The organism is Pseudoflavonifractor sp. HCP28S3_F10 (genome assembly GCF_052065415.1).
In the GTDB taxonomy this organism is placed as follows: domain Bacteria; phylum Bacillota; class Clostridia; order Oscillospirales; family Oscillospiraceae; genus Pseudoflavonifractor_A.
Genome location: NZ_JBQHUB010000001.1, coordinates 102,606 through 128,825, shown reverse-complemented (window position 1 = coordinate 128,825; position 26,220 = coordinate 102,606). Strand labels below are relative to the sequence as shown.

At 63.5% G+C, this 26,220-nt stretch carries 26 protein-coding genes and 2 other annotated features; of the genes, 9 read left to right on the top strand and 17 right to left on the bottom strand.

Annotated elements, in window-relative coordinates; genetic code table 11:
* Positions 1 to 135 precede the first annotated feature (135 nt).
* Entirely contained in the window at positions 136 to 1,026 is an 891-nt protein-coding gene (locus tag ACTNBZ_RS00630; protein WP_441207710.1) for an alpha/beta fold hydrolase, read from the top strand.
* Between the two features lie 83 nt (positions 1,027 to 1,109).
* On the opposite strand, the gene ACTNBZ_RS00625 is transcribed toward ACTNBZ_RS00630, so the two are convergent.
* From ACTNBZ_RS00625 to ACTNBZ_RS00610, 4 genes are all read right to left on the bottom strand, one after another.
* Positions 1,110 to 1,823 carry a sigma-70 family RNA polymerase sigma factor gene (locus ACTNBZ_RS00625; protein ID WP_441207709.1) on the bottom strand — a complete coding sequence of 238 codons (714 nt, stop codon included), beginning with the start codon at positions 1,821 to 1,823 and terminating at the stop codon, positions 1,110 to 1,112.
* Positions 1,820 to 2,269: an anti-sigma F factor gene (gene spoIIAB / locus ACTNBZ_RS00620; RefSeq protein WP_441207708.1), complete on the bottom strand. Its 450-nt coding sequence runs from the start codon at positions 2,267 to 2,269 to the stop codon at positions 1,820 to 1,822. Before spoIIAB ends, ACTNBZ_RS00625 begins: the two co-directional genes overlap by 4 nt.
* A gap of 40 nt (positions 2,270 to 2,309) precedes the next feature.
* A complete protein-coding gene (locus ACTNBZ_RS00615) occupies positions 2,310 to 2,615 on the bottom strand; it encodes an anti-sigma factor antagonist (RefSeq protein WP_441207707.1) in 306 nt (101 codons plus the stop codon).
* Positions 2,616 to 2,793: 178 nt separating this feature from the next.
* On the bottom strand, positions 2,794 to 3,039 hold the full coding sequence (locus ACTNBZ_RS00610; RefSeq protein WP_441207706.1) for a helix-turn-helix domain-containing protein: 246 nt from the start codon (positions 3,037 to 3,039) through the stop codon (positions 2,794 to 2,796).
* A 147-nt stretch (positions 3,040 to 3,186) separates the two neighbouring features.
* Here ACTNBZ_RS00610 and ACTNBZ_RS00605 point away from each other — a divergent pair, with 147 nt between their 5' ends.
* Positions 3,187 to 3,720 carry a GGDEF domain-containing protein gene (locus ACTNBZ_RS00605; protein WP_441207705.1) on the top strand — a complete coding sequence of 178 codons (534 nt, stop codon included), beginning with the start codon at positions 3,187 to 3,189 and terminating at the stop codon, positions 3,718 to 3,720.
* 81 nt (positions 3,721 to 3,801) lie between these two features.
* Here the strand turns inward: ACTNBZ_RS00605 and ACTNBZ_RS00600 are convergent, their stop codons facing one another.
* Positions 3,802 to 6,447 (bottom strand): valine--tRNA ligase, encoded by a 2,646-nt coding sequence (locus tag ACTNBZ_RS00600; RefSeq protein WP_441207704.1) that lies wholly within the window; start codon positions 6,445 to 6,447, stop codon positions 3,802 to 3,804.
* Positions 6,448 to 6,467: 20 nt separating this feature from the next.
* Entirely contained in the window at positions 6,468 to 6,722 is a 255-nt protein-coding gene (locus ACTNBZ_RS00595) for a YcxB family protein (RefSeq protein ID WP_441207703.1), read from the bottom strand.
* Positions 6,723 to 6,796: 74 nt separating this feature from the next.
* Positions 6,797 to 7,009, bottom strand: a binding site (T-box leader).
* A gap of 167 nt (positions 7,010 to 7,176) precedes the next feature.
* Here ACTNBZ_RS00595 and ACTNBZ_RS00590 point away from each other — a divergent pair.
* Positions 7,177 to 7,746 carry a hypothetical protein gene (locus ACTNBZ_RS00590; RefSeq protein WP_441207702.1) on the top strand — a complete coding sequence of 190 codons (570 nt, stop codon included), beginning with the start codon at positions 7,177 to 7,179 and terminating at the stop codon, positions 7,744 to 7,746.
* Positions 7,747 to 7,869: 123 nt separating this feature from the next.
* Here ACTNBZ_RS00590 and ACTNBZ_RS00585 read toward each other — a convergent pair whose 3' ends face one another.
* The 5 genes from ACTNBZ_RS00585 to ACTNBZ_RS00565 form a co-directional block, all read right to left on the bottom strand.
* The gene (locus tag ACTNBZ_RS00585; protein ID WP_441207701.1) at positions 7,870 to 8,655 is read right to left on the bottom strand and encodes an ABC transporter ATP-binding protein; all 786 of its coding nucleotides are present in this window, start codon (positions 8,653 to 8,655) and stop codon (positions 7,870 to 7,872) included.
* A gap of 3 nt (positions 8,656 to 8,658) precedes the next feature.
* The gene (locus tag ACTNBZ_RS00580; RefSeq protein WP_441207700.1) at positions 8,659 to 9,594 is read right to left on the bottom strand and encodes an ABC transporter permease; all 936 of its coding nucleotides are present in this window, start codon (positions 9,592 to 9,594) and stop codon (positions 8,659 to 8,661) included.
* A gap of 90 nt (positions 9,595 to 9,684) precedes the next feature.
* A complete protein-coding gene (locus tag ACTNBZ_RS00575) occupies positions 9,685 to 10,776 on the bottom strand; it encodes an ABC transporter substrate-binding protein (RefSeq protein ID WP_441207699.1) in 1,092 nt (363 codons plus the stop codon).
* A gap of 100 nt (positions 10,777 to 10,876) precedes the next feature.
* Positions 10,877 to 11,122, bottom strand: a binding site (T-box leader).
* Between the two features lie 124 nt (positions 11,123 to 11,246).
* Positions 11,247 to 12,515 (bottom strand): S-layer homology domain-containing protein, encoded by a 1,269-nt coding sequence (locus ACTNBZ_RS00570; RefSeq protein WP_441207698.1) that lies wholly within the window; start codon positions 12,513 to 12,515, stop codon positions 11,247 to 11,249.
* A 30-nt stretch (positions 12,516 to 12,545) separates the two neighbouring features.
* Complete coding sequence (locus tag ACTNBZ_RS00565; RefSeq protein WP_441207697.1) at positions 12,546 to 13,457, bottom strand: DMT family transporter; 912 nt, start codon at positions 13,455 to 13,457, stop codon at positions 12,546 to 12,548.
* 71 nt (positions 13,458 to 13,528) lie between these two features.
* Here ACTNBZ_RS00565 and ACTNBZ_RS00560 point away from each other — a divergent pair, with 71 nt between their 5' ends.
* On the top strand, positions 13,529 to 14,158 hold the full coding sequence (locus ACTNBZ_RS00560; RefSeq protein WP_441207696.1) for an HAD family hydrolase: 630 nt from the start codon (positions 13,529 to 13,531) through the stop codon (positions 14,156 to 14,158).
* Between the two features lie 44 nt (positions 14,159 to 14,202).
* On the opposite strand, the gene ACTNBZ_RS00555 is transcribed toward ACTNBZ_RS00560, so the two are convergent.
* A complete protein-coding gene (locus ACTNBZ_RS00555) occupies positions 14,203 to 16,677 on the bottom strand; it encodes an ATP-dependent helicase (protein WP_441207695.1) in 2,475 nt (824 codons plus the stop codon).
* Positions 16,678 to 16,884: 207 nt separating this feature from the next.
* Between ACTNBZ_RS00555 and ACTNBZ_RS00550 the strand changes: the two genes are divergently transcribed.
* Positions 16,885 to 17,319, top strand: a complete 435-nt coding sequence (locus ACTNBZ_RS00550) for a hypothetical protein (RefSeq protein ID WP_441207694.1) — start codon at positions 16,885 to 16,887, stop codon at positions 17,317 to 17,319.
* A 119-nt stretch (positions 17,320 to 17,438) separates the two neighbouring features.
* Here the strand turns inward: ACTNBZ_RS00550 and ACTNBZ_RS00545 are convergent, their stop codons facing one another.
* The 5 genes from ACTNBZ_RS00545 to ACTNBZ_RS00525 form a co-directional block, all read right to left on the bottom strand.
* The gene (locus tag ACTNBZ_RS00545; protein ID WP_441207693.1) at positions 17,439 to 18,071 is read right to left on the bottom strand and encodes a stage II sporulation protein R; all 633 of its coding nucleotides are present in this window, start codon (positions 18,069 to 18,071) and stop codon (positions 17,439 to 17,441) included.
* A 165-nt stretch (positions 18,072 to 18,236) separates the two neighbouring features.
* Positions 18,237 to 19,097, bottom strand: coding sequence for a 4-(cytidine 5'-diphospho)-2-C-methyl-D-erythritol kinase (gene ispE, locus ACTNBZ_RS00540; RefSeq protein WP_441207692.1), 861 nt, complete (start codon positions 19,095 to 19,097; stop codon positions 18,237 to 18,239).
* Positions 19,098 to 19,120: 23 nt separating this feature from the next.
* Positions 19,121 to 20,398, bottom strand: a complete 1,278-nt coding sequence (locus ACTNBZ_RS00535; protein ID WP_441207691.1) for a DUF1015 domain-containing protein — start codon at positions 20,396 to 20,398, stop codon at positions 19,121 to 19,123.
* Between the two features lie 44 nt (positions 20,399 to 20,442).
* On the bottom strand, positions 20,443 to 21,633 hold the full coding sequence (locus ACTNBZ_RS00530; RefSeq protein ID WP_441207690.1) for an aminotransferase class I/II-fold pyridoxal phosphate-dependent enzyme: 1,191 nt from the start codon (positions 21,631 to 21,633) through the stop codon (positions 20,443 to 20,445).
* Positions 21,630 to 22,109, bottom strand: a complete 480-nt coding sequence (locus ACTNBZ_RS00525) for an Lrp/AsnC family transcriptional regulator (RefSeq protein ID WP_441207689.1) — start codon at positions 22,107 to 22,109, stop codon at positions 21,630 to 21,632. The genes ACTNBZ_RS00530 and ACTNBZ_RS00525 overlap by 4 nt, the downstream gene beginning before the upstream one ends.
* A 320-nt stretch (positions 22,110 to 22,429) precedes the next feature.
* Between ACTNBZ_RS00525 and ACTNBZ_RS00520 the strand changes: the two genes are divergently transcribed.
* The 4 genes from ACTNBZ_RS00520 to ACTNBZ_RS00505 are packed head-to-tail and all read left to right on the top strand — an operon-like array spanning position 22,430 to position 26,209.
* Positions 22,430 to 22,753, top strand: a complete 324-nt coding sequence (locus tag ACTNBZ_RS00520; RefSeq protein ID WP_441207688.1) for a hypothetical protein — start codon at positions 22,430 to 22,432, stop codon at positions 22,751 to 22,753.
* Positions 22,750 to 23,784 carry a V-type ATPase subunit gene (locus ACTNBZ_RS00515; protein ID WP_441207687.1) on the top strand — a complete coding sequence of 345 codons (1,035 nt, stop codon included), beginning with the start codon at positions 22,750 to 22,752 and terminating at the stop codon, positions 23,782 to 23,784. The genes ACTNBZ_RS00520 and ACTNBZ_RS00515 overlap by 4 nt, the downstream gene beginning before the upstream one ends.
* A 35-nt stretch (positions 23,785 to 23,819) precedes the next feature.
* Positions 23,820 to 25,748: a V-type ATP synthase subunit I gene (locus tag ACTNBZ_RS00510; RefSeq protein ID WP_441207686.1), complete on the top strand. Its 1,929-nt coding sequence runs from the start codon at positions 23,820 to 23,822 to the stop codon at positions 25,746 to 25,748.
* A gap of 41 nt (positions 25,749 to 25,789) precedes the next feature.
* Positions 25,790 to 26,209 (top strand): ATP synthase subunit C, encoded by a 420-nt coding sequence (locus ACTNBZ_RS00505; RefSeq protein ID WP_441207685.1) that lies wholly within the window; start codon positions 25,790 to 25,792, stop codon positions 26,207 to 26,209.
* The last annotated feature ends 11 nt before the right edge of the window (positions 26,210 to 26,220 follow it).

Genomic DNA, 26,220 nt, shown 5'->3' with positions numbered 1-26,220 from the left:
AAAGCGGTTTATTCGTGCGGCAGGCCCTCCGCTTGCCGGGGATGTTCCCCAGGTCGCGGAGGGCCTGTTCAACATATTCCATCGGAAAAGCACAACACAGACAGTCCCAGCAAAAGATACAGAGGAGGCATAAAAATGACCACGAAAACCCTGGAGACCACCTTGGAGCGGGATGGATTTATCGGGCGGTTTTACTATGCCGCGCAGCCGTCGGACACGACCATGCTGGTCCTGATCGGCAGCCACGGAGGGATCGCGCTGGCGGAGGAGATCGGCGAGAAGCTTCTCCCCGCCGGATGCAATGTCATGGCGGTGGGATACTGGAAGCTCCCCGGCCTGAGCGATACGCTGACGAACATTGAGCTTACGTATTTTGACCGGGTCTTTGACTGGCTTCGGGCGCGCCTGCCGGCGGAGACCCGGAAGCTCGGGCTCTACGGCTGGTCCATGGGCGGCCAGCTTGCGCTGCTTCTGGCGTCGCGGGACCCGTCCATCAGCCTGACGGTGGCCGCCGCCCCCAGCTTTTGCCTGTACAACGGTCTGGACGGGAACCACGGGCCCCTGGACGAGGCGACATGGGTGGATCACGGGATCCCGCTTCCCTATTTTTCCACCTATGGATATAACCGCGGAGAGACCTACCGCAGGTTGGTGGAAAAGGATGGGGAAGAAATGATCGTTCACCGGTATCTGGCGGCCCTGGAGCATCCGGTCCCGGAGGAGGCGGTGATCCCCGTGGAGCGGATTCAGGGCGCGGTACTGCTGCTGTCCTCCCAGAGCGATGAGATCTGGCCCGCCACCGACGCCTGCGAGCGGATCATGAAGCGGCTGGATGCACATCACTTTCCCTATCCCCACAAGCATTTTACCGGAGATCGGTGCAGCCATTTCGTGGTTCCGCTGACGCCGGCCGACAGCCGTTCCACGCTTGAAAAAGAGCATCCGGAGGAATGTGAACAGTTCCGTCAGGCGGCGCTCCAGGAAACGCTGGCATGGATGCGCGCCTGGCGGGAAGGCCGGAACTGATCCGGGTCGGCTGACACTCCCGGTCCCGACACCGGCACACAGCCGCCCGGCGGGGCGCGCCTGCGGGCGCGCCCCGCTTTTGTCTACCGCTCCTCCAGCAGCTCCCGCAGCCGGCCCACCGCCCGGCGCTCGATGCGGGAGATCTGCACCTGGGAGACTCCCAGAGCCTGGGCAGTCCGGTCCTGAGTAAAGCCCCGGAAATAGCGCAGCAGCACCACCTGCCGCTCCCGGTCGGGCAGGGCGGCGATGGCCCCCCGCAGGGTCTCCCGCTCCACCACATCCTCCTCAAATCCCCCGCCGCCCAGCAGGGTCTCCAGAGTCAGTCCGTCCCCCGTCTCCATCTGGAGGGAGGTCACGGGCTGATTGGCCTCCTCGGCGGCGGCAATGTCCTCCGGGGACAATCCGGTCTCAAAGGACAGCTCGGACAGGGTGGGCTCCCGCCCCAGCTCGGCGGACAGCCGCTCCCGGGCTGCCCGGACAGTCCCGCCCCGCTCCTTCAGCCCCCGGCTCACCTTGACGGCCCCGTCGTCCCGCAGGAAGCGGCGGATCTCCCCGGCGATCTTGGGCACGGCATAGGTGGAGAACTGGCACCCGAAGGCCGGGTCAAATCCCCGCACCGCCTTGAGAAAGCCCAGGCAGCCCAGCTGATACAGGTCCTCCGGGTCCACCCCCCGGCCGTAATACCGGCGGACGATGCCCCAGATCAGGCCGGCATTGTCCTCCAGGATGCGCTCACAGGCTTCGTTGTTCCCTCTGCGGGCCTCCTCCAGCAGGGCGGGGGTATCCGCGATGCTCATACCGCCCCGCCCAGCCGGCGGGAGATATGTTTGACCATGGTCACGGTGGTCCCCTTCCCCGGCGCGGAGCGTACCTTTACTCCGTCCATGAAGCTCTCCATGATGGTAAAGCCCATGCCGGAGCGCTCCTCGTTTCCGGTGGTATACAGCGGCTCCCTGGCCCGGGACACGTCCTCGATGCCCACGCCGGCATCCTTCACCGTGATCTCCACCGTGTGATCGGGGTAGATGCGCAGGCGCATGGTGATCTTCCCCAGCGCCTGGGGATAGGCATGGACGATGCAGTTGGTCACCGCCTCGCTGACGGCGGTCTTGATGTCGTTGACCTCGTCCAGCGTGGGGTCCAGCTGGGCCGCGAAGCAGGCCGCCGCCGTCCGGGCAAAGCCCTCGTTGGCCGACCGGCTGAGAAAGGTCATGGTTGCCTCGTTCACCGGAATCTGTTTCATATGTATCCCTCCCGGGGCGGGCAGACCCGCCCCCCTGTCGTCATTCGAATCGCATCAGCCGTTCCAGCCCGGCGGCTCTGAGCACCTTCCCGGCCTGGGGTGGTACGTGGATCACCCGGAGAGCCGCGCCCAGCTCCCCCGCCTGGCGGTAGGCCCGCAGCAGTACCGCGATGCCCGAGCTGTCCATAAACGTCACCCCGCCCAGATCCAGCGTCAGCTCCCGGGGCAGCGCAGTCTCCACCGCCTGCTCCAGCTCCCTTATGATCTCCTTGGCCCGGTGGTGGTCCACCTCGCCGCGGATCTCCGCGGTGAGTGTGCGGCCCTCTCCCGTACAGGTCACCGGCATAGCCTGTCCCTCCCAACTGTGTTTTTCGGGGTATCCCAAAATCTGGTTTTTCCTGATTATACCCTTTTCCCCCTCCGCAATTCGTCGAACACACGGACCCACTCCATTTTTCACTCTGTCCGGGCACAAAAAACGCCATGCACGGCATAGTAAACCGCGCATGGCGCTTTTTTCTGTGCTAGTTTGCTTCCCGGTACTCCAACAGGTCGCCCACACCGCACTGCAGCACAAAACACATCCGGGCCAGGATATCCGCGTCGATCTTCTCCACCTGGTTCTTATACCACTTGTCCACCACCTCGTAGCGTGTGTTCAGCAGCCGCGCCATCCGGTTGCGGGAGATGCCCCGCCGGTCCATGACCTCCCGGAGACGCAGTTCCACCTTCCCGTAGTCCTGGATGAGATAGACCCCCTGCTCCTTCATCGTATCACCTCAGGACAATACTACATTCAACGTTACATATGTATAATACCCATATAAATAGTTACTATACATATAGTAACTATTGTGATATAATAAACTGGTACCTATACTCATCATCAGGCCGCGGCTTCCATGGGAGGTGAATGGATGCGTCCTGAACTCCTCAATACCGTGCTAATCCTGGCTCTGACTGCCGCCGTCATCCTCTCCGGTATCCTCCTCCGCGCGGTCCGGAGATTGCGGGTCCTGGCCGATACCGACCCGCTCACCGGCCTGGCCAACCGGCGGGCCTTTCAGGAACGGCTGAGCGCGCTGGAGTACTCCGGGCAGACCGTCACCATCGCCTCACTGGATCTCAACGACCTCAAGGAGGTCAACGACGCCCGGGGGCATCCCGCCGGCGATGCCCTGCTCCGCCGGACAGCCGATATCCTCCGCGCCGCCTGTGTCCCGCAGTATCGGGTCTACCGGGTGGGCGGGGACGAGTTCGTGCTGCTGGGATGGCAGCAGACACCGGAGCAGGCCGACCGGTTCCTCTCCCGTCTGCGGGAACGGCTATACAGCGAGGGAGTGGATGCGGCCCTTGGCTGGTCCACCGCCCCTGCCGCGGGTCCGCTCTCGTCCCTTTTGACCGAGAGCGACCGGAACATGTATCTGGACAAGCGGCGGCGCAAATGCTGAATCCCGCCCGTCCGCATCCGGGCAAAAAAGAGGGAGGCTCCCATGTGGGGAGCCTCCCTCTTTTTGTATTTTGCGATGGGCTTACATACCGGCCAGCTGGCCCTCCAGCTTTTCGATGAGGGCGGCCAGCTTCACTGCCCGCTCCCGCTCGGCCTCCACCACATTGGCGGGAGCCTTGTTCACAAAGCCGGGGTTGCCCAGCTTGTTGTTCAGGCCGTCCAGAGCCTTGCGGTTCTTGTCCAGCTCCTTCTGGATACGGGCCTTCTCCTTCTCCAGGTCCACCAGTTCGGCCAGGGGCATGGATACCCGGGCGGCGTGGGTGATGACGGTGACGCTGCCCTTGGCGTTCTCCCCGGCGTCGGAGTCCATGTCGGCCACGCCCACCACCGTCACGTCGCTGGCGTAGGCCAGGCGCTTGAGGAAGGGGATGCCGGCGGTGAACACCTCCCGCTCCAGGGTGGAGACGGTGAGATGGGCCTTCTTGCTGGGGGGCACGTTCATCTCGGCCCTGCGGGTGCGCACGGCGCGGATGGCGTCCATGATGAGCTCCATGGCCTTCTCCTCCTCGGGGAAGTCCAGGGTCACATGGTGCTCGGGCCACTGCTGGAGCATCAGGTAGTCGCCCTTGTGGGGCAGGGCCTGCCAGATCTCCTCGGTGATGAAGGGCATGAAGGGGTGGAGGAGCTTCAGCGTCTCGGTAAGGACATAGCAGAGCACCTTCTGGGCGTTGACCTTGGCCTCCTCGTCGTCGCCCTGGAGGCGGGCCTTGGTCAGCTCGATATACCAGTCGCAGTAGTCGTCCCAGATGAAGTCGTACACCTTCTGGGCGGCCACGCCCAGCTCATAGTGCTCCATGTTCTCGGTGACGGCGGGGATGACGCTGTTGAGCTTGGAGAGGATCCACTTGTCCTCCAGCTCCAGGTGCTCGGGCAGCTCGCATTCCTCAATGGTCAGGTTCATCATCAGGAAGCGGCTGGCGTTCCAGATCTTGTTGGCGAAGTTGCGCATGGCCTCGCACCGCTCGGTGTAGAAGCGCATGTCGTTTCCGGGGGAGTTGCCGGTGACCAGGTTGAAGCGCAGAGCGTCGGCGCCGTACTGGTTGGCCATCTCCAGGGGGTCGATGCCGTTGCCCAGGGACTTGGACATCTTGCGCCCCTTGTCGTCCCGGACCAGGCCGTGGATAAACACGGTGTGGAAGGGGGGCTTGCCGGTGTGCTCGCAGGCGGAGAAGATCATCCGGGCCACCCAGAAGAAGATGATGTCGTAGCCGGTGACCAGTACGTCGGTGGGATAGAAATACTTGAAGTCCTCGCTGTTCTCGTCGGGCCAGCCCAGGGTGGAGAAAGGCCACAGGGCGGAGGAGAACCAGGTGTCCAGCACGTCCTCCTCCTGCTTGATGTTGTGGGAGTGGCAGTGCTCGCACTCGGTGGGGTCCTCCTCGGACACGGTGATGTGCCCGCAGTCGGCGCAGGTCCAGGCGGGGATCTGGTGGCCCCACCAGAGCTGGCGGGAGATGCACCAGTCATGGACGTTCTCCATCCAGTTCACATAGGTCTTGGAGAAGCGGTCGGGGACGAATTTGACCTCGCCCTCCTTCACCACACGCAGGGCCTCCCTGGCCAGGGGCTCCATCTTCACGAACCACTGGGCGGAGATCAGGGGCTCCACGTCGTTATGGCAGCGGTAGCAGGTGCCCACGTTGTGGGAGTAGGGCTCGATCTTCTCCATCAGGCCCAGGGCCTCCAGGTCGGCCACCACGGCCTTGCGGCACTCGTAGCGGTCCATGCCCTCGTACTTGCCGCCGTTGGCGTTGACCCTGCCGTTGTCGTCCAGCACCCGGATGGTCTCCAGGTTGTGGCGCAGGCCCACCTCGAAGTCGTTGGGGTCGTGGGCGGGAGTCATCTTCACGCAGCCGGTGCCGAAATCCATCTCCACGTAGTCGTCGGCCACGATGGGGATCTCACGGTTCATCAGGGGCAGGATACAGGTCTTGCCCACCAGGTGCTTGTAGCGCTCGTCATTGGGGTTGACGGCCACGCCGGTGTCGCCCATCATGGTCTCGGGCCGGGTGGTGGCCACCACCAGATAGCCCGAGCCGTCGCTGAGGGGATAGCGCATGTGCCACAGGTGGCCGGGCTTGTCCTGATACTCCACCTCGGCGTCGGAGAGGGCGGTGACACAGTGGGGGCACCAGTTGATGATGCGGGAACCCTTGTAGATCAGGCCCTTCTTATAGAGGGAGACGAACACATGGCGCACGGCCTTGGAGAGGCCCTCGTCCATAGTGAAGCGGGCCCGGCTCCAGTCGCAGGAGGCGCCCAGCTTCTTCTGCTGCTCCACGATGCGGCCCCCATACTTGGCCTTCCAGTCCCACACCCGCTCCAGGAACTTGTCCCGGCCCAGGTCGTAGCGGCTCAGGCCCTCGGTCTTGCGCAGTTCCTCCTCCACCTTGATCTGGGTGGCGATGCCGGCGTGATCGGTGCCGGGGACCCACAGGGCGGCGTAGCCCTGCATCCGCTTGAAGCGGATGAGGATGTCCTGCAGGGTGGAGTCCATGGCGTGGCCCATGTGGAGCTGGCCGGTGACGTTGGGAGGGGGCATGACGATGGTGAAGGGCTTTTTGTCCGGGTCACGGTGGCCCTCGAAGCAGCCGTTCTTCTCCCACATCTCGTAGATACGGCCCTCCACCTCCTGGGGCTCGTAGACCTTGGGTAATTCTTTTTTCATTCTGTTACACTCCTATTCAATCAGCGGAGCACCCGAACGGGCTTTCCGCATTTTTCTTCCAGAAAGGCGTCCACTCCGGCGGGATCGCCAACCGTCATTCTTTCATCAGGCAGGATATAGGCGTGGCGCTTGTCCACAAAGAGAAAGAGCCGGCCCCGATAGCGGATCACCGAGAGAAAGGCGCTGTAGGGGTGAGAGGCCGTACCAAGCGAGGTCTGCTCGGTGAACTCCGTATCGCTCAGGACCACTGTGCCCTCCCCGGCGGTTTTGACCATCAGCCGGCGGCTCTGCAGGGCGTTGATGCGGTGGTAGAATATCCCTCCTGACGAAAAACGCCCCGAGCCTTTTGGCTCGGGGCGAACAGACTGTCCGTGGTACCACCCGAATTCGGACGCGCTGCGTCCACACTCGCTGCCCGTAACGGGGGCCTCCGGCGGCGCTTACTTCATCCTTCCGCGCCGCGGCTCCGGGACGACCTTCCCCGCTCCCCTCGAAAGCCTTGCACCGGCCGGCTCCTCTCTGCACCAGGGATACGGGTACTCCTTCCCATCCTCGCTTTTCCGCATAACATGGTTTAGTATATGCAATTGGTCCGAAAATGTCAAGCCGGGTGTGAAAATTGTCTCTTTTTTCGCTCCCCTGCTCCTCTCTTGCAGCGGAGGGCCTGGTATTATATAATGAGAATGTGACCATTTCACATGAAGTGCGCAATAACAGGAGGTCTGGCAAATGAAGAAGCATACTGTGTTGGCCATGTCCCTGCTCTGTCTTCTCACACTGGCGGGATGCGGCGCTCCTCCCGTTTCTCCCACGCCTTCCCCTTCCCCCGTTTCCTCTGCTTCTCCCGCGCCCTCTGCTTCTCCCGCGCCCTCTGCTTCTCCCACCACTGGCGCGAGCAAGCGCGGCTCCATTCCCTTCCACGGTGATGAGCTCTATGCCCTGGTCTACCTGGGGTACCAGGAAATGGAAGACCCTTCCTTTTATGTGGAACAGTATCTGGATGAGGAATCCCTGCCCATCCACTATCTTTCAAAGGGAGATTACTACCTGATCATACCGAGATACCCGGATACGGCCGTCCGCCTGTACCGGAACGACATCGAAACGATGGATATGTCCCTGCTCTATGAGGACCCGGCGGGCCGTCCCTTTATCATCCAGTGCAATGTGAGCGACATTTTCCCGGATGCCACCATCTCTCTGACCCATGAAACGGAGACGGTGGAATTTTCGCCGTTCATCTCTCTGGAAAACGGGAGCGTCGTGCCGGGAGACCGGGGACTTGATCTTACCAAATAGTCCCCCGGGGAATACAGGGCTTCAACAGAAACGCTCCGCAGGCATCTGCCTGCGGAGCGTTTGTTTGCGGCCTGCGGGCCGTCTGCTGTTGGTGCAGCGGGAAGCCGGAAAGGAATACGAGGATCAGGAGAGGAGGATCCGGTCATCCTCCAGCTTTTTGCCGGCGCCGGCCTTGAACTTCTCCAGCAGGTCGTCCACGGTGAGGTCCCGGCGCTCCTCCCCCTTCAGGTCCAGCACGATGCTGCCCGAATCCATCATCAGGGTGCGGTTGCCCAGGTCCAGGGCCTGCTGCATGCTGTGGGTGATCATCATGGTAGTGATACGGTCTTTCTCCACGATCTCCCGGGTGATGGCCAGCACCTTTTCGGCGGTGGCCGGGTCCAGGGCGGCGGTGTGCTCATCCAGCATCAGCAGCTTGGGCGGATTCATAGTGGCCATCAGCAGGGTAAGGGCCTGGCGCTGCCCGCCGGAGAGCAGGCCCACCGGCTGGCGCATCCGGTCCTCCAGCCCCATGTCCAGCAGGGCCAGCCGGTCACGGAAGCGCTCCTTGTCCTTCCGGGTGGTGTGGGAGAACCAGCCGCCGCTGCCTGCGGCCAGGGCCAGGTTCTCCTCGATGGTCATGCCGGGGGCGCTGCCCCGCATGGGGTCCTGGAACAGCCGGCCGATCTGCCGGGCCCGCCGGAACTCAGGCTGGAAGGTGATATCCTCCCCGTCCAGCAAAATGGAGCCCGCGTCGGTGAGGAAGCTGCCCGCGACGGCGTTGAAGAGGGTGGATTTGCCCGCGCCGTTGGAGCCGATGATGGTGACGAAATCCCCCTTTTCCAGGTGGAGGGACAGGTCGGTGATGGCCTTTTTCTCGTTGACAGTGCCGGGGTTGAAGGTCTTGGAGATATGAGAGATGGTCAGCATGGCTCAGCGTCCTCCTTTCTGGGCCCGGCTGTAGGCCAGGCGGCGGCGGATCATGGGCCACTGCCGCTTCAGGTACGGCCCGGAGATGGCCAGGATCACGATGACCGAGGACACCAGCTTGAGCATGAAGGCCGGCATATGGAAGCGCAGGGCCACCGTGTACACCAGCCGGAACACGAAGGAGCCCAGCACCACGCCCACGGCCCGGGTCAGGATGCTCCCCCGGCCCAGGATGGTGCGGCCGATGAGCAGGGAGGCCAGGGCGATGGTGACCATGCCGGTGCCGATGTTGATCTCCGCCGACTTCTGGGACTGGGCCAGCAGGCAGCCGGACAGTCCGGTGAAGGCGTTGGCCACGCACAGGCCCACCGTGGTGGTGAACACCGTATTGATGGAGGAGGCCCGCACCATGTCCGGGTTATTGCCCGTGGCCCGGATAGAGAGGCCCAGCCGGGTATTGAGGAAGGCGGTGAGCACCGCCACCACGGCGGCCACGGCGATCAGGGCCACCACCAGCTTATACTGCCCGGCCAGGGGAGTGCCCTCCAGCAGGTCCTTCATCAGGGAAAAGACCGTATCGGTCTTGTTCATATTGAGCAGGGACGAGCCCCCCATCACCGCGATGTTGATGGAGTAGAGGGCGGTGTTGACGATGATGCCCGAGAGCAGGCTGTCCACGCCCATCCGGGTCTGGAGCAGAGCGGTGACGAAGCCGGAGCACACCCCGGCCAGCATGGCGGCAGGCAGGGCCAGGAGGGGATGCCCCACGATGGCCACCACCGCGCCCACCGTGGCGCCCAGGGTGAAGCACCCGTCGGTGGACAGGTCGCAGACGTTGAGCATGGAATAGCTCAGGAACAGCGCCAGCACGGTGAGGGAGCAGATCAGTCCCAGCTCCAGCGCAGTCTGTCCCAGGGACAGGACAGTGGTAATATCCATATCAGGTCCTCCTCGCAGGTTTGGGGACAGAGGGCCTGCGCCCTCTGTCCCCGTAATTCCGGATGATCTCTGTTCTGCCGGGAACGGCCGTTAGCCGTTTGGCAGGTCGCCGAAGCTCTCGGCGGTGGTGATGCTCTGCACCTTGGTGCACAGGGGAGCGAAGGCCGCCTCGATCTCGTCGTAGTTCAGGCCCAGCGCCTGGCAGGTCTCGGTGTTGACGGTGGCGGTGCCGTTGTCGAAGGTCATCACCGCGGTGGAGGCGGGATCATTCCCGTCCAGCAGGATGCCGGCCACCATGTTGGCGGTCTCCACGCCCAGGTTGGCGTAGTCCACGCCGTAGCCCAGGAAGGCTCCGTTGAGGGCGAAGGAGTCGGCGCCGGTGTAGTGGGGGATGCCCGCGTCGATAAAGGTCTCATAGATGGAGAGTTCGGCGGTCATGATGGTGTTGTCGGTGGGAGTGAATACCGCGTCCACCCCGTCGGCCACCAGGGCCTGGGCGGCCAGCATGACCTCGTCGGTGGTGGTGCCGGTGCGCTCCACATAGTCGATGTGGTTGGCCTCCAGATATTCCCTGGCGTGGGCGATGGGGGTGGTGGAGGAGTCCTGGCCCTGGTCATAGAGCAGGCCGATCTTGGCGGTGTCGGGATTGGCGGCCAGGATCAGGTTCATGATGGAGTTGGTGTCCAGGTAGTCGGAGGTGCCGGTCAGGTTGGCGCCGGGGGCCTCCAGAGATTCCACCAGGCCCGCGCCCACCGGGTCGGACACAGCGGAGAACACCACGGGGATCTGATTGTCCTCAGTGGCGGTCTGCATGGCCACGGCCACGGGGGTGGCCACGCCCACCATCAGGTCCACATCGTCAGCGATGAAGTTGGCGATGATCTGATTGAGCACGTTGGTGTCGGCGTTGCAGTTGTCGTAGGACACCTCAAAGGTAACGCCCTTCTCCGCTCCGATGGCGTCCAGTTGGGCGCGGATGTTCTCCACGATCTGGTTGAGGGAGGCGTCGTCCACATAGTTGCAGATGCCCACTTTGTATACGCTTCCCTCCGCCGGGGCGCCGGAACCGGCGGGGGCCGGGGTGCCGGAGCTTCCACTGCCGCCGGAGCAGGCGGTCAGGGACAGGGTCAGGACGGCGGCGGCGGTCAGGGACAGGACGGACTTGAGATTCAGCTTTTTCATGATGTTTTCCTCCAAAAAATAAAATGTGTTCGGGTGGGAGATGGAGGGGCCGGTGCCGACGGCCTTGTTTTTCAGCAACAAAAAAACGCTCTCGTCCCACACATGGGACAAAAGCGTTCAGCTTCTGCGATACCACCCAAATTGACGCCTCGCGGCGTCCGCTCGCTTCGCGTACCATCATACGCGCCCGATGGATAACGGGTGGGGACCCGTCGGCATCTACTTGGTTTCCCGTTCAAGCCGCCCTCTGAAGCCCATTCACAGACCGCCTCAGGCCCCGATCCCACCGCCCGGAGCTCTCTTTGCATCAGCCGCATCTGCTACTTCTCTTCATCACTGGTTTAAAGTGTTTGGTTGTTGTAATGCAGTATACGCTGAAAAGGGCCGTTTGTCAACCCCCCGTTTTTCTCAATTTTCAGACAGAGCGGGCGGGGCGGCATCTGCCGCCCCGCCGTGTTTCTGTATCCATGTTACCCCAGCTTCTCCCACATGCGCACCGCCATCAGCAGCGCGGACTCCCGGGTCAGGGCGCTCCGGGGCAGGAAGCGTCCTGCGTTGTCCCCCTGGACCAGCCCCCGCCCGGCCAGAAAGGCCACCGCCTCCAGCGCCCAGGGCGAGATCTCCCCCTTGTCGGGGAAGGAGGGGCTGCCGCCCTCCACTGTGCCGCCCAGGGCCCGGTAGGTCTGGGCCAGCATGACGGCGGCCTGCTCACGGGTCAGCGGTCCCTCCGGGTCGAACCGTCCGCCGCCCACGCCGCTGACGATGCCCAGGGACCAGGCCCGGAGCACCGCCGGGTCGCCGGTGTCGGAAAAGGGATTCTCTGCGGTCCCGGTCTCCACGCCGCCCATGGCGTCATAGAGGGCCACCGCCGTGGCCGCAAACTCCGCCCGGGTCATCCCGGCGGTAAAGTCGGTGCCGGTCAGGCGCGGCGGGATGATGCCGCCCTCCGCCGCCCGGACCAGCTCCTCCCTGGCCCACGGGCTGCATTTGCTCCAGGGCGCCCGGAGGACCGTGAGCGTGCCGGTCAGGTCCTTCTGCCGGCTGTCAGTATAGACCACCCGCACACTCTGGGTGCCGGCGGCTGTCTCGTCGTAGTCATAGCACATCCCGGGGCTCAGGGGCAAAATGCAGTCCCCGTGGACCGCGCAATGCAGGGTCACCGTCACATCCAGGCCGGCCAGGGTCCCGCCGGCCTCCAGCACCATGGAGGCAGGCTCCACCGACAGGCTGGAATAGGTACAGTCCTTGTCCAGGAACATCTGCTCCCAAACGGTGCCGTAGCCCTGGTGATCCTCGGTTCCATAGCCTACGCCCACATGGCGGTAATCACTGCCGAGAATGTTGGCCCGGTGGCCGGGGCTGTTCATCCATGCCACCATCACGCTTTCGGGCGAGGTGTAGCCGGCGGCGATGTTCTCGCCGAAATGGTAGTAGTACAGCCCCAGCGGGGGCAGCACCGAGTCGCACCGCTCCCCATTGGGCCGGGTGTGGTCCCCCCGGTACTCCACCGCCAGATCGTCGGTGCGGATATGGGCCGCCTTTTGCAGGGTGGAAAAGGCGGTAAGGGGCACCAGCCCCTGGCCCATCCGCTCCTTGTTGATGAGGGCCAGCACCTGCCACTCAAAGTCGCTGATCCCCTCGGACTGCCGGTCGGCCGCCCCGGCAGGGACGGCCAGACAGCCCACCGTCAGACAGACCGCCGTGCCCAGGGCCAGCAGACGCCGCGCTTTCTCTCTCATACCCATCTTCCTCTCTTTCGGACAGACCTGTCACAGCTCCGAAGACAGGGCCGTCTTCTCCTTTTTCCGGCGCAGAAACTGAAATTTGGTCTCGGAGCACACCACCGCCACGAAGATCAGGGCAAAGCCCGCCAGCAGCCGCCCGGTGACCGGGTCGCCGTAGAAGATCACCGAGCAGAGCACACCGAACACCGACTCCAGGGACAAGATCACCGACGCCGAGGCCGGATCGGACCACACCTGGCCCACGTTCTGGAACAGCAGGGCCACCGTGGTGGCCATCACCGTCAGATAGGCCAGCTGGACAATCACGTCGGGCCGGAACACCGACAGCGGCGGAAACTGCTGGAACAGCAGCCCGCAGATCCAGGCGTACACCGCCGCCCAGGCGAACTGGAACACGGTGAGCAGGTAGATGTCCTTGCCGGGGGAGACTTTGGCCACCGCCACGATGTGGGCCGCGTAGAAGAAGGCACACACCAGGGTCAGGGCGTCTCCCCAGGTCACGGTCAGCGCGTCGGTAAGGGAGACCAGCCCCACACCGCTGACGCACAGCACCGCCGCCAGGATGTTGTACCGGTCCGGCCTCCGGTGCATCACCGCCCAGTAGAGGAAGGGGACCAGCACGCAGTACACCGCTGTGAGGAAGGCGTTCTTGGAGGGCGTGGTCCCCATCAGGCCGAAGGTCTGGATGGAATAGGCCAGGAAGAGGAACCCGCCGATGACGGCCCCCCGCCATAAGTAGTCCCGGGTCAGCTCCCTCCATTTCTTCCAGCACACCAGCGACAGCAGCAGCGCGCCGCCGGTGAAACGGATGGCCAGCAGGTAAAAGGTGGGGATCACGTCCACAGCGCCCTTCATGATGAAGAAGGACGAGCCCCAGATGAACGCGGCGGCAAAGAGCATGGGCTTTGCCAGCCGCCGCATAACGGTCTCGTTCATGGATTGTTTTCACTCCTATGGCATGGTATCATATAAACAACATCACTCTGTTTGAAACAAGAGGAGAATCTATGCTTTTATTTGATCTGGACGGCACGCTCATCGACTCCAACGGCGTTTGGGTGAAGGTGGACGACCAATTTCTCTCCCGGCGGGGGCTGACGGCCACCCCCGAGTACTGCCACATGGTGGGCCACTCCATCTTTCCGGTGGCGGCCCAATTCACAAAGGACTACTACCATCTGCCGGAGCGCCCGGAGGACATCATGGCCGAGTGGATGAATCTGGCTGGGGACGCTTACGCCAACCACGTCCCCCTCAAGCCCGGCGCGGCGGAATTTCTCGCCCGCTGCGCCGCCGCCGGGGAGCGCATGGTCCTGGTGACGGCCTGCGTACCCCAGCTCTGCCGGGCGGCCCTCGCCCGCCACGGCCTGTCCAACGCCTTCTCCCCCATCATCTTCGCCCAGGAGCTGGGGATAGAGAAGCGGGACCCCCGGTTCTTTCAAACCGTGCTGGAGCGGCTGGGGGCAGCACCGGAGGACTGCACCCTCTTTGAGGACTCCCCCGGCGCCTGCAAGACTGCCCGGGAGGCCGGTATCCGGGTGGTGGGGGTGTACGACGCCTTTTACGATGCCTGGCAGGACGACCTGAAAGCCAACTGCCACCGGTATATCCGCGGCTTTGATGAGCTGCTGGACTGATCTTCCCCGCGGGGCGCTTGCGCGCCCCGCTTTTTTATTGTCTTTTAGCCCTTGGTCATGTGCTGCGCCGCCGCCTTGAGCATCAGCTTTTTGGTGCCGCTCTTCTCAAAGGCGATCTCCACCAGGGCGTCGCCCCCCATGGGGGTAAGGCCGGTGATGAGCCCCTTGCCGAAGGCCTTATGTACCACCGTGTCCCCCTTCTGGAAGGCGGGCAGGGCGGCCTTGGCCGGTGCGGCGGAAGCGGCCGGGCCGCGGACTGTTCCCGTGGCCGGCGGGGAGGTCCGGCCGGAACCGGACACGCCGGAGAAGCCGCTCCCCACCGAGTAGCCCCGGTCATACACCGGGCGCTGCCGCACCCGCCGCTGGGGCGGCTGCCAGCCGCCCTTCTCCGGCTCGGAGCGGTAATTCCGCCCGCCCTTCTCCACATACTCCTCCGGGATCTCCCCCAGGAAGCGGGAGGGGCGGTTGGCGCTGGTACGGCCGAAGAGCATCCGCTGGGCGGCGCAGGTCATATAGAGCTTTTCCTTGGCCCGGGTCATGGCCACGTAGCACAGGCGGCGCTCCTCCTCCATCTCCTCGGGTTCGCCGATGGCCCGGATGCCGGGGAAGATGCCCTCCTCAACGCCTACCACAAAGACCACCGGGAACTCCAGGCCCTTGGCCGAGTGCATGGTCATCATCACCACGCAGTCCTCGCTGGGGTCGTGGCTGTCCAGGTCGGTATAGAGGGCGATCTCGTCCAGGAAGCCGGCCAAGCTGGGCTGGTCCAGGCAGTTTTCCAGATAGCTCTGGATGGAGGAGGAAAGCTCGTTCACGTTCTCCAGCCGGGTCCGGTCCTCCACGGTGTTCTTCTGCTCCAGCATGACGGCATAGCCGGTGCGCGCCACCAGCTCCTCATAAAAGGCGGGCAGCTCCATCTCCCCGGAGAGCCTGCGCAGCTCCTCCATCATGTCGGTGAATTGGTCCAGCCGGGGGGCGGCCTTCTGCAGCTCCGGGAATTCCCGTGCCTGGCGCACCACCTGCCACAGGGAGCTGCCGGTCTGGGCGGCGATGGCCTGGGCCCGCTCGATGGTGGTGGCCCCGATGCCCCGGGGGGGATTGTTGATGATGCGGGACAGGCGCAGGTCGTCGTTGGGGTTGTTGACCACGCAGAGGTAGGCCAGCATGTCCTTGACCTCGGCCCGGTCGAAGAAGCGGATGCCGCCGATGATGCGGTATGGGATGCCGTTGCGCTTGAAGGCGGCCTCCATCTGGTTGGACTGGGCGTTCATTCGGTAGAGGACGGCGTGGTCCCGCCAGCTCTTCCCGGCGGAGAAGTCCGTAAGGATCTGGGCCGCCACATACTGGGCCTCGTCGTGCTCGTTCATGGCGGTGTAGCACTTCACCCGCTCGCCCCGCTCATGCTCGGTCCACAGTTCCTTGCCCTTGCGGCCCTGGTTGTTGCGGATGACGGCGTTGGAGGCCTCCAGAATGTTCTGGGTGGAGCGGTAGTTCTGCTCCAGCCGGATGACCCGGGCCCCTTTGTACTGCTGCTCGAAGGAGAGGATGTTCTCGATGGTGGCCCCCCGGAAGCGGTAGATGGACTGGTCGTCGTCGCCCACCACACAGATATTCTCGTGTCCTCCCGCCAGCAGCGAGGCCAGCAGATACTGGAGGTTATTGGTATCCTGGTACTCGTCGATAAGTACATACCGGAATTTTTTCTGGTAATATTCCCGTACGTCATCAAAATTCTGGAGCAGCCGGACGGTATGGAGGATGATATCGTCAAAGTCAAGGGCGTTGGCCTCCCGCAGGCGGCGCTCATACTCCCCATAGATTCTGGCGATCTTGATGAGCCGGTAGTCCCCCGCCTTCTCGCACTCCTTCTGATAGTCGGCGGCCAGCTTCACCGCGTCCTTGGCCCGGGAGATATAGCCCAGCACTGACTTGGGCGGGAAGGTCTTGTCGTCCAGATTGAAGTCCTTCAGGATGTCCTTGATCACCCGCTCGGAGTCGGCGGAATCGTAGATGGTGAAGGAGCTGTTGTAGCCCAGCTTCTCGATGTCCCGCCGCAGGATGCGCACGCAGGCCGAGTGGAAGGTGCTGGCCCACACGTCGCCTGCCGACGGGCCCAGCATCTTCTCCAGCCGCTCCTTCAGCTCCCCCGCCGCCTTGTTGGTAAAGGTGATGGCGATGATGGACCAGGGCACCGCCGGATCCATCCGGCACAGCCGCTCCTGCTCCCCCTTCCGGGCGGGATCGGGGTTTTGTATGTAGTCCTCCAGAAACGCCAGGTCGGCGGCGGTGACCCACCGGGGGGCCTCCTCACAGTCGGAGCCCCGGCCGTATTTCATCAGGTTGGCAATGCGGTGGATGAGTACCGTGGTCTTGCCGCTCCCCGCCCCTGCCAGCAGGAGCAGGGGCCCCTCGGTGGCCAGGACGGCCCTGCGCTGCTCCGGGTTGAGCGTGGGATAGTCCAGCGCGATGGCCGCCCGTCTGGCCTTGCAGAAGCGCAGCTCCTGTTCGTGATCCAGCATGCTATCAGATCCCTTTCCATTCACAGTGAGCTTTATTGTATCACAGATGGCGCTTCCCCGCAAATTTCATTTACGCGAACTCCGTCCTCGCTGTAAGCTGTTCTCCTCTTCCCGCTTTAGAAAATAGTCATTTATAGCACTGACTATCTGTTTACTATTTGCTATAATTAGAGTGTCCTTTCCCGTACGCTTACTGGAGGTTGTTTTATGAACTACGAACGTACCATTCTGGAGCTTATGGACCGGGTCCTGTGCCTGGAGGACCGGATTCACTCCCTGGAGCAGCAGCTCGCCGCCACCCCCGCTCCCGCGGAGCGGGCCGCTTTCTCTGCCGAGCCCCCCGGCTTTCTGGAATATCTGATGTCCGTAAAGCACATGCAGCAGGCCAGCGCCCGGGCCCGGGTCTCCAACTGTGCCAGAGTAGCCCAATACGAAGGCGATCTGGCCCGGCACTACGCCGCCGACCACGGTCGGGAGCTGCTCCGCCGCCTGAGCTATTCCCGGGAGGATCAGGCCGCCGGCGCCCCGCCCCGCCATAGCATCCCCATGAGCGGCAATATCTACACCGGTACAAGCACCCTGCGGATGGCTGTCGGGCATTACATGGACTATATGGACTATTTGCACACTCAATTTTCCTGAAACACACCATCCATATCCGCACAAAGCGGCGGCGTCCGAAGCTCTTTCGGATACCGCCGTTTTTTTGCCTGTTTGGTCTGGAACGGCCGCAAATCGCGCCCGCGCCTCCGGGGCCGTCCTCAGCGGCCCTCCACCCAGCCCCGGAAGTCCTCCAGCAGCTCCATGGCCTTGAATTTCACCACGTAGCCCTCGCTCTCGCCGGTGATGAGGGCCACCTCCCCGCTGTCCAGTCCGCCCTCCAGGGCGGTCTCGGCCGCCGTCTCGGTGACCGAGCCCAGGCAGAGGGGCGGGAACACCACGCACCACCAGTTCTGTCCCCCGCCCTCGCCGATGACCACCCGCAGGGCGGTGTATTCCCCTGCCGGCAGGGCAAAATCGGTATAGGTCTTGGTGGGGAACCAGACATTGTGCTCCAGGGAGGCGGTCACCGGGTAGGAATATCCCTCCTGTCCCACCACTTGGGCCCCCGCGGCGGCCAGGGCGGGCAGGGCCTCCACAATGGCCGCTTCCGCCTCCTCCAGGCTCCCGCCCGGCGCGATCAGGCCGTCGGCGGCGGAGAGCACCGCGTCCCGCACCTGCAGCTTCAGGGCCTGGTCCTCCCCGCTGTCCGAATTGGCCAGCACATGGAGCCGCACCACCTTGTCCGCCAGGGCGGCCCGCTCCGCATCCAGCCGGACGCCCCACAGCGCGGCGGCCGCCACCCCCGCCAGAAGAGCGGCCTCCCACCGGCGCAGCCGGTCCCGCTTCTCCATCCCTTTTTCCTTCATCCGCTATCACCATCCGTTTATGTAATGCCTTATTATGCCGCGGACAGCGAAACCTTATACCAGCAGGAGAAAAGAATCCCTGAAACATATGACGCGGCCCCGGCGGACAATACCGCCGGGGCCGCGTGTTTATCCATCTCGTTTGAGCGCTCACACCGTTACCGTGAGGAAGGTCTCCTGATAGGTGCCCCGCAGATACGCGCAGGCCTGCCAGGCGTTGACCAGGCTGTCGAACAGGCCGAACACCGTAGGGCCCGTGCCGCTCATACAGGCTCCAAGGGCGCCGAACTGGATGAGGACATTTTTGATCTCGGCCACCGTATTGGCCTGGTTCCGGGGCAGCACGTCCTCGAACACATTGTACATCCGCCGGGCCACGCCCAGGATATCGCCGCTGTGCAGGGAGCGGAGCATACCCCTGGTATCCGGGTGACAGCCCACCTTTACGCCGTCAATGCGGCTGAAGAGCTCGGGGGTGGACACCGAGAAGTGGGGCTTGCACAGCACCGCGTAGCACCAGGGCAGGGCAGGCAGCGGCGTCAGCACTTCCCCCCGGCCCTCGGCCAGAGCGGTGCCGCCCATCACGCAGTAGGGCACGTCGGAGCCCACCTGCTGGCCGATCTGAGCCAGCTTTTCCCGGGACCAGCCCAGCCCCAGCATCTCGTTGAGGGCCAGCAGCACTGCGGCGGCGTCCGAGCTGCCTCCGCCCAGGCCTGCACACACCGGGATGGCTTTGTCCAGCCCGATCTCCAGCCCGTTCCAGTCCACGCCCGCCTCCTCACACAGACGCATGGCGGCGGCGGCGGCCAGGTTGTTCCGGCCGGTGGGCAGAAAGTCCAGATTGGAGCGCACGCGGATCCCCCGCTCGCTCCCCCGGGCGATACTCACACGATCGCACAGCGCCACCGACTGCATCACCATACAAAGGTCGTGATAGCCGTCCTTCCGTTTGCCCAGCACATCCAGTGTCAGGTTCAGCTTGGCCCATGCCCGCTTTTCGATACGCTCCACCACGCTTCCCCCTCTCTGTCAGTTCATCGGATCCTCCGGGCCTCCAGATAAAATCGCTTATCCTGGGCCCGGCCCATGGAAAAGGTTTTGCGGGGCAGCGCACCCTCCCGCAGGATGCAGTCAAAAAGGGCATTTTTGTCCAGCGCCGGCATCAAAAAGGCCAGCGCTCCCGGCCGGCTGCCCAGCCGCCGGGCCATATCCGCCCCGTGGATATAGTCCACCCGTCCGCCCCGGCCCCTGACGTACTCGTCCAGGAAAGCCTGCAGCGTACCGGCCTCCAGCGCGGCGGAGGGATGGGGCACGGTGACCATCCCCGTGCCGCCGGCGTGGACATAGGAGAGCACATGGCCCTCTCCACGGCCATAATAGGCATCCGGAAAGGCGGCCACCAGAGCGTCCAGCACGGTCCTGGGCTCCACACCGAAGAGCACCCGGTGGATCGGTTCAAATTCCAGGCTGCCGTCGTGGAGGTTGGTCAGCTCCGCCAGGGCGTACCGGGCGGGCAGCGCCGCCCATCCCTCCGGGGCGGTATGGCGTTTCTGCCGCTCGTAGCACTCCTTTGCGGTAGCCAGGGAATGGCTGCCGTCCCCCACCGCGAAGAAAATGCCGGGATCATCGGTGTGGTATCGCTTCCGAAAGGCCTCCGGGTCGGTCAGTTCTTCCAAAATCCGCGCCGTCTCCTCCAGATGGGCCGCCCCCAGCCGCCAGCCGGCGACACGGCCGCCCCCCTCCATCAGCCCGAAGTCATAGAGAGGCTCCATCTCCTCCCGGTGGGCGGTGAGATAGCCCATCAGGCGGTCCTCCCGGTCGTCGGTCAGGAGCAGGGCGTGGGGCAGCTCCAGCGGGGCGTTCTTCCGCACCGCCACCCGGGGCGGGATGCGGGAGAGAACGGTACCCTCAGTGGCCCGCACCGGGGCGCCCGAGCCCGGCTCGTAGTCGTACTGCTCCAGGTCCACCTTGCCCACCAGTCCCCGGCGGACCTTTCCGCCGTCCAGGGTGCGCTCCACATAGATCATGGCGTTGGGCAGCACCGTGAACCGCTCTTCCCGGAGGTAGCGGCTCATGGTGTTGTTGACCTCCACGATGTCGGTCTCCACATTGGGGCCGTCCAGGCAGCTCTCCGGCAGGATGAGCCGCAGGGCGGACGGTGCGTTCCCCACATATTCCTCCACCCGCTGCCAGTACTCAGGCTGAGAGGTGTACTGGTCGCAGGCCACCACCGACCATTTCCGCCAGTCACAGTCCCTGGGCAGCAGGATATCGGCCGGGGAAAAGACCGGCTCCCGGCAAGGAGCAGACATCACACATGCCTCCGTTTCTTCCATGGTGCGCACGGCCGGGCCGGTCAGTTCCCGTCCCGGGCCTGCTTCCGCTTGAGATTGGTCAGGAAATTATCCATCCGGGTCAGGGCCTCGGCAATGTCCTTGAGCCCGGTGGCATAGCAGCAGCGGACAAAGCCCTCTCCGCCGGGGCCGAAGGCGCTGCCGGGGATGACGGCCACCTTCTCCTCCATGAGGAATCGCTCACAGAACTCCTCGGAGGTCAGGCCGGTGGGCCGGATGTCGGGAAATACGTAAAAAGCGCCCCTGGGCTCAAAACAGGGCAGGCCGATGCGCCGCAGGCCCTCCACCAGATAGCGGCGCCGGCCGTCGTACTCCTCCCGCATCTTCTCGATATCGTGGTCGCCGTTGCGCATGGCCTCGATGGCGGCGTACTGGCTGACGGTGGGGGAGGACATGATGCCGAACTGGTGCAGCTTGAGCATCTGCCGGATCACCGGCTCGGGAGCGCACACATACCCCATGCGCCAGCCCGTCATGGCGTGGCTCTTGGAGAAGCCGTTGACCACGATGGTGCGGTCATAGAGCTCAGGCAGGTTGGCGGGGGAGACGTGGTGCTGGCCATAGGTCAGCTCGGCGTAGATCTCGTCGGAGATGATCATGATGTCGGTCCCCTCCAGCACCTGGGCCAGGGCCTCCAGGTCGGAGCGCTCCATAATACCGCCGGTGGGGTTGCAGGGATAGGGCAGCACCAGGGTCTTGGTCCTGGGCGTGATGGCGGCGCGCAGCTCCTCCGGCATCAGGCGGAACTCGTTCTCCGCCTTGGTCTCCACATAGACGGGCACGCCGCCGGCCATGCTGGTCAGGGGGCCGTAGCACACGAAGGAGGGTACGGGCACGATGACCTCGTCCCCGGGGTTCACCAGGCAGCGCAGGGCCAGGTCGATGGCTTCGCTGCCGCCCACGGTGACCACGATCTCGTTGGCAAAGTTATAGTGGAGCCCGAAGCGCCGGTTCAGATAGGACGCGATCTCCCGCCGCAGCTCGGCCATGCCGGCGTTGGAGGTGTATTTGGTATACCCCTTCTCCAGGGAGTAGATGCCCGCGTCCCGGATGTGCCAGGGAGTGACGAAGTCAGGCTCGCCGATGCCCAGGGAGATGGCGTCCTTCATCTCCTCCAGGATATCAAAAAACTTGCGGATACCCGAGGGCTTTACCGCCTGGATCCGCTGATTGAGGATCTGATCATAGTTCATACGAAGATAAACTCCCTTTCACCCGGCGCCTGCTTTTCAAAGATCAGGTGCTTCTCTTTATATTTTTTCAGGATGAAGTGGGTGGCCGTGCCGGTCACGCCCTCCAGGGGGGCCAGGCGCTGGCTGACGAACTGGGCCACTTCCTTCAGCGTGCGGCCCGAGATGATGACCGTCAGGTCGAAGGCGCCCGACATGAGGTAGACGCTCTCCACCTCGTCGTACTGGTAGATCCGCTCGGCGATGCGGTCGAAGCCTTCGCCCCGCTGCGGCGTGATACTGACCTCGATCAGCGCGGTGACCGCCTCACGGTCGGTGCTGTCCCAGTCAATAATGGCCTTGTAGCCCAGTACGATCTTCTCTTCCTCATATCTCTTGATCTCCGCGTTCACTTCTTCCACCGTCATACCCGACATGGAAGCCAGCTGGTCGCGGGTAAGCGTGCAGTCCTCTTCCAAAAGCTGCAGCAGCTTCTTCATACCAATTCCCTCCTGACCTTATTCCGTTTTTCTAAAGATAATCGAGAATCACCAGTTTAGGTTTCGTACATTATACTACTGCGGGCCGGGCAAACACAACTATTTCCTCACTCACGCCAAAACTCTGCCATCCTGCACAATATAGCCCAAATCCTTTCCGCTCCGTTTCGTAATTTTCGTTCATATTCCCATGGAAATTCCAACTTCCAAGTGCTATGATAATGAAGCCCTAAAATCTACAATATGTAATCATTTTCTCGACCCCAGTTTACATTCTGCAAATTTCGTTTGAAAACTCCCGTCTGGAAGGAAGGATCCCTATGGAATATGTCGATCTGATCAACCGGATATTGTCCGCCGAGCACAGCGCCAGCGCCATCGCCCAGGAGGTCAAGGACCGCCAGGCCGGTCTGGACCGGGACCTGGCGCGGGAGTCGGAGGAACTGCGCCAGCGGTACATGGAACGGGCCCGCCGGCGGGTGGCCATCGTGGAGGAGACCGAGGAAAAGGCCGCCCAGGCCAGCATGGCTGCCATGGATAAACGCTTTGCCACTGCCATGGACAACGTGAACCGCGCCTACGAGAACCACCGGGACCAGTGGGTGGATATCCTGCTCTCCCGGGTGACCGGCGAACTGTCATGATCGGCGCCCTGATGGATTACGGGGCTCTCACCGCCAAGGTCCGCGCCCTGTACGGCAAACGGCTGCGGCTGGCCGACTATGAGCGTATGGCCGCCGCCCGCTCGGAGGAGGAGCTCTCGGAGCTGCTGCGGCTCCATCCCGCCTGGTCGGCCTCGGCCGGCGCCCTCTCCGGCGGCGTGTACATTGGCCGCCTGGAGCTGGAGCAGGCCCTGTGGCGGCAGTTCCGGCTGGACTATGAGAAGCTCTCCCATTTTATCCCCCGGCAGGACCGGGCGCTGATGGCCTTCCCCACCCTGCTTCAGGAGCAGCGGGTCCTGCTCTCCGTCCTGCGCCGTCTGCGTTCGGGCCGTTTTTCTCCCCTGCCCCCGGCCATCCTCCACAGTTCGCTGGATATGAACCGGCTGGCCGCCTGTACCGACTTTGACGGGCTGTGCGCCGCCGCCCAGGGCACCATCTACGCCCCGGCCCTCCGGCGGCTCCGCCCCGGCCCGGCCGAAGGCCTGCCCGACTATACCGCCGCCGAGACCCTGCTGCGCTCGGTCTATTTTTCCCATATGTATCAAGTGATCCACCGGGAATACGCCGGCGAGACCCGTTCGGTGCTGCTGCGGTCCTACGGCGAGGAGATCGACCGGCTCAATCTGCTGCACATTCTGCGCCTCAAGACCTATTTCCCCGGCCAGCAGGACTTCCTGCCGGTGCTTTTCCCCTTCAACTACCGGCTGCGGCCCGAGCTGATCCGCTCCCTGTGCCGGGCCCCGGACGCTGCCGGTGTTCGGGAGCTGTTGCGTACCACCCCCTACGCTCCCCTGCTGGCGGCGGAGAGCCTCTCTGAGCTGGAGGACCTGTGCCGCCGGGAGTTCTGCCTGTTCAACCGCCGCCAGCTCACCTCCGGACCGGCGTCTATCTGCACCGCCGTGGCCTATCTGAACCTGAAGGAGATGGAGCTCCACGCCCTGATCGGGCTGATCGAGTCGGTAAAATACGGTGTGCCCTGCGATCTTACTCTGCCCCGCCTCCTCGGCGGCTGACCATTCCCCACCATATTACGAAGGGAGATGACCCCATGTCCGTCGTTCCCATGAAGCTGCTCACCGTGGCCGGCCCGCTGGCGCGGTTCGACGACGTGATGGCCTCCTGCGTCATCGACCAGGAGTTTCATCCCGAAAACGCGCTTCAGCTCATGAAAAAAGTCTCCGGCCTCCGACCCCTTTCCTTTACCAACCCTTATACTCCCCTTCTCCGCCGGGCGGAGGAGGTCATGACCAGTCTGGGACTGGAGCCCGCCTATGCCTCCTTCGGGGAAGCTCTGGATCTGGACGCCCTGCCCGCCTATTTTGACTCTCTGGAGCAGCAGCGCCGGGCGCTGGAGGAGGAGCAGGCCCGGCAGGAACAGTTTCTGGACGAGGACGAGAGCCTGTCCCAGGAGCTGGATAACCTGAAGGGGCTCTCCACCTCTCTGGATGAACTGTGGGGACTGAATTATGCCCGCTTCCGGTACGGCTATCTGCCCCGGGAGACCTATGACAGCTTTCAGACCGCCCTGAATGACCAGGAGGACCTCTTCTTCATCCCCACCAAGGTGGGGACCAGGCGGGTCTACGGGATCTACTTCACCTCCAAGAGCGCTCACAGGCAGGTGGATACCTTGCTCAATTCCCTCCATTTTGTCCGTATCCGGCTGGACCATTCCCTCCACGGCACCCCGTCGGAGGCGATCGAATCCCTGGCGGCCCTGACCGGCAAGGCCAGGGAGAAGCTGGACGCCGTCCATGCCGAAATGGAAGCCCTCTCCGCCCGGGAGAAGGATCATCTGCTGTCGGTGTACTCCTGGCTGCATTACCACAGCGAGGTATGCGACCTGCGGCGGTATGCCGCCCGCTCCCACGACACCTTTTACTTTCTGGGCTGGGTGCCCCAGGACGCTCTGCCCGCCCTGACGGAAAAACTTGCCGCCTGGCCCGACTGCTCCTGCGTGGTGGACGACGCCGGCGAGATCGAGTCGGTCAAGCCCCCTACCAAACTGAAAAACAGCTTTCTGGGCCGGGTGTTCCGCCCCTTCCTTGAGATGTACGGCCTGCCGGCCTATAACGAGCTGGACCCCTCGGTCTTTATGGCCATCACTTACTGCCTGTTCTTCGGCATCATGTTCGGCGACCTGGGCCAGGGCCTGGGGCTGGCCCTGATCGGCTTTGTGCTGGCCCGGTGGAAAAAGATGTGGCTGGGCAATATCATCACCTGCTGCGGCCTGTCAGGCGCCCTGTTCGGCTGCGTGTACGGCAGCGTGTTCGGCTTTGAGGACATCCTGCCCGGCTTCAAGATCATGGAGGAGAGCAGCATTCTTCCCGGCTCCAGCAACGTGCTGGTACTCCTGCTGCTGTCGGTGGCCCTGGGCGTGTTCATGCTGCTCACGGTGATGGTGCTCAATATCATCAACGGCATCCGCCAGCACAACTTTGAAAAGATCCTCTTCGGTCCCAACGGAGCGGCGGGCATTCTGTTCTACGCCGGCATCATCATCGCCGCTCTGGCTTCTCTGGTCTTTCACGTCGATCTCTTCGTTCCCGCCTATGTGCTGCCGGTGCTGGTGCTGCCGGTGGTGTGCATACTCCTGCGGGAGCCCCTCTCCCTGCTGGCTGCCGGAGATCCCGCCTGGCGGGAGGTCCCCCTGGGGCAGGTGCTGGGCACCGGCTTCTTCGAGCTCTTTGAGACCATGCTCTCCTACCTCACCAACACCCTCTCCTTCATGCGGGTGGGCGCCTACGCCATCACCCATGTGGGCCTGATGCTGGTGGTGCGGATGCTGGCCGGCTCGGGGCTCAACCCGGTGGTCATCGTCCTGGGCAACCTGTTTGTCATGGGCTTCGAGGGCCTGCTGGTGGGCATCCAGGTCCTCCGTCTGGAATTCTATGAGCTCTTTGGCCGCTTCTACGACGACGGCGGCGTCCCCTTCCGGCCCAAAAAGATCGACTACACCGCCCGCAGCAGCGGCTGATCCCGGCCGCCGCTATTTCAATTCAATGGAGGTCTGTTCACATGAAATATCTCATTGTCTTTTTCGCCAGCCTGGCCATGTTCTCTCCCCTGTTCCTCACCGGCATCCGGAAGTATACCGGCAAGCGGGCCAGGCGCGCCCTGGGCGCCAACATCGCGTCCTTTTTCGCCTGCCTGATCCTGGCCACCGTGCTGGGCATGGGCGGCAGCGCCGCTGCCGCCGGTGAGACCGCCCAGGCCGCCGCCGGCATTGCCGACGGCCTGAAGTATGTGGGCGCCGCCCTGGCCGTGGGCCTCTCCGGCATCGGCGGCGGCATCGCCGTGGCCGCCTCGGCCTCCGCCGCTCTGGGCGCCATCTCCGAGAATGAGAAGGCCTTCGGCAAGGCCCTGATCTTCGTGGGTCTGGCCGAGGGCGTGGCCCTGTACGGCCTGATCGTGGCGCTGCTGCTCCTCTTCTCGTAACGGGGCCGCAC

Excerpts from the sequence above, each read along its gene's own strand:
- ACTNBZ_RS00630 (WP_441207710.1), top strand. The coding sequence starts at position 136 with ATGACCACGAAAACCCTGGAGACCACCTTGGAGCGGGATGGATTTATC.
- ACTNBZ_RS00625 (WP_441207709.1), bottom strand. The coding sequence starts at position 1,823 with ATGAGCATCGCGGATACCCCCGCCCTGCTGGAGGAGGCCCGCAGAGGG.
- spoIIAB (WP_441207708.1), bottom strand. The coding sequence starts at position 2,269 with ATGAAACAGATTCCGGTGAACGAGGCAACCATGACCTTTCTCAGCCGG.
- ACTNBZ_RS00615 (WP_441207707.1), bottom strand. The coding sequence starts at position 2,615 with ATGCCGGTGACCTGTACGGGAGAGGGCCGCACACTCACCGCGGAGATC.
- ACTNBZ_RS00610 (WP_441207706.1), bottom strand. The coding sequence starts at position 3,039 with ATGAAGGAGCAGGGGGTCTATCTCATCCAGGACTACGGGAAGGTGGAA.
- ACTNBZ_RS00605 (WP_441207705.1), top strand. The coding sequence starts at position 3,187 with ATGCGTCCTGAACTCCTCAATACCGTGCTAATCCTGGCTCTGACTGCC.
- ACTNBZ_RS00600 (WP_441207704.1), bottom strand. The coding sequence starts at position 6,447 with ATGAAAAAAGAATTACCCAAGGTCTACGAGCCCCAGGAGGTGGAGGGC.
- ACTNBZ_RS00595 (WP_441207703.1), bottom strand. The coding sequence starts at position 6,722 with ATGGTCAAAACCGCCGGGGAGGGCACAGTGGTCCTGAGCGATACGGAG.
- ACTNBZ_RS00590 (WP_441207702.1), top strand. The coding sequence starts at position 7,177 with ATGAAGAAGCATACTGTGTTGGCCATGTCCCTGCTCTGTCTTCTCACA.
- ACTNBZ_RS00585 (WP_441207701.1), bottom strand. The coding sequence starts at position 8,655 with ATGCTGACCATCTCTCATATCTCCAAGACCTTCAACCCCGGCACTGTC.
- ACTNBZ_RS00580 (WP_441207700.1), bottom strand. The coding sequence starts at position 9,594 with ATGGATATTACCACTGTCCTGTCCCTGGGACAGACTGCGCTGGAGCTG.
- ACTNBZ_RS00575 (WP_441207699.1), bottom strand. The coding sequence starts at position 10,776 with ATGAAAAAGCTGAATCTCAAGTCCGTCCTGTCCCTGACCGCCGCCGCC.
- ACTNBZ_RS00570 (WP_441207698.1), bottom strand. The coding sequence starts at position 12,515 with ATGAGAGAGAAAGCGCGGCGTCTGCTGGCCCTGGGCACGGCGGTCTGT.
- ACTNBZ_RS00565 (WP_441207697.1), bottom strand. The coding sequence starts at position 13,457 with ATGAACGAGACCGTTATGCGGCGGCTGGCAAAGCCCATGCTCTTTGCC.
- ACTNBZ_RS00560 (WP_441207696.1), top strand. The coding sequence starts at position 13,529 with ATGCTTTTATTTGATCTGGACGGCACGCTCATCGACTCCAACGGCGTT.
- ACTNBZ_RS00555 (WP_441207695.1), bottom strand. The coding sequence starts at position 16,677 with ATGCTGGATCACGAACAGGAGCTGCGCTTCTGCAAGGCCAGACGGGCG.
- ACTNBZ_RS00550 (WP_441207694.1), top strand. The coding sequence starts at position 16,885 with ATGAACTACGAACGTACCATTCTGGAGCTTATGGACCGGGTCCTGTGC.
- ACTNBZ_RS00545 (WP_441207693.1), bottom strand. The coding sequence starts at position 18,071 with ATGGAGAAGCGGGACCGGCTGCGCCGGTGGGAGGCCGCTCTTCTGGCG.
- ACTNBZ_RS00535 (WP_441207691.1), bottom strand. The coding sequence starts at position 20,398 with ATGTCTGCTCCTTGCCGGGAGCCGGTCTTTTCCCCGGCCGATATCCTG.
- ACTNBZ_RS00530 (WP_441207690.1), bottom strand. The coding sequence starts at position 21,633 with ATGAACTATGATCAGATCCTCAATCAGCGGATCCAGGCGGTAAAGCCC.
- ACTNBZ_RS00525 (WP_441207689.1), bottom strand. The coding sequence starts at position 22,109 with ATGAAGAAGCTGCTGCAGCTTTTGGAAGAGGACTGCACGCTTACCCGC.
- ACTNBZ_RS00520 (WP_441207688.1), top strand. The coding sequence starts at position 22,430 with ATGGAATATGTCGATCTGATCAACCGGATATTGTCCGCCGAGCACAGC.
- ACTNBZ_RS00515 (WP_441207687.1), top strand. The coding sequence starts at position 22,750 with ATGATCGGCGCCCTGATGGATTACGGGGCTCTCACCGCCAAGGTCCGC.
- ACTNBZ_RS00510 (WP_441207686.1), top strand. The coding sequence starts at position 23,820 with ATGTCCGTCGTTCCCATGAAGCTGCTCACCGTGGCCGGCCCGCTGGCG.
- ACTNBZ_RS00505 (WP_441207685.1), top strand. The coding sequence starts at position 25,790 with ATGAAATATCTCATTGTCTTTTTCGCCAGCCTGGCCATGTTCTCTCCC.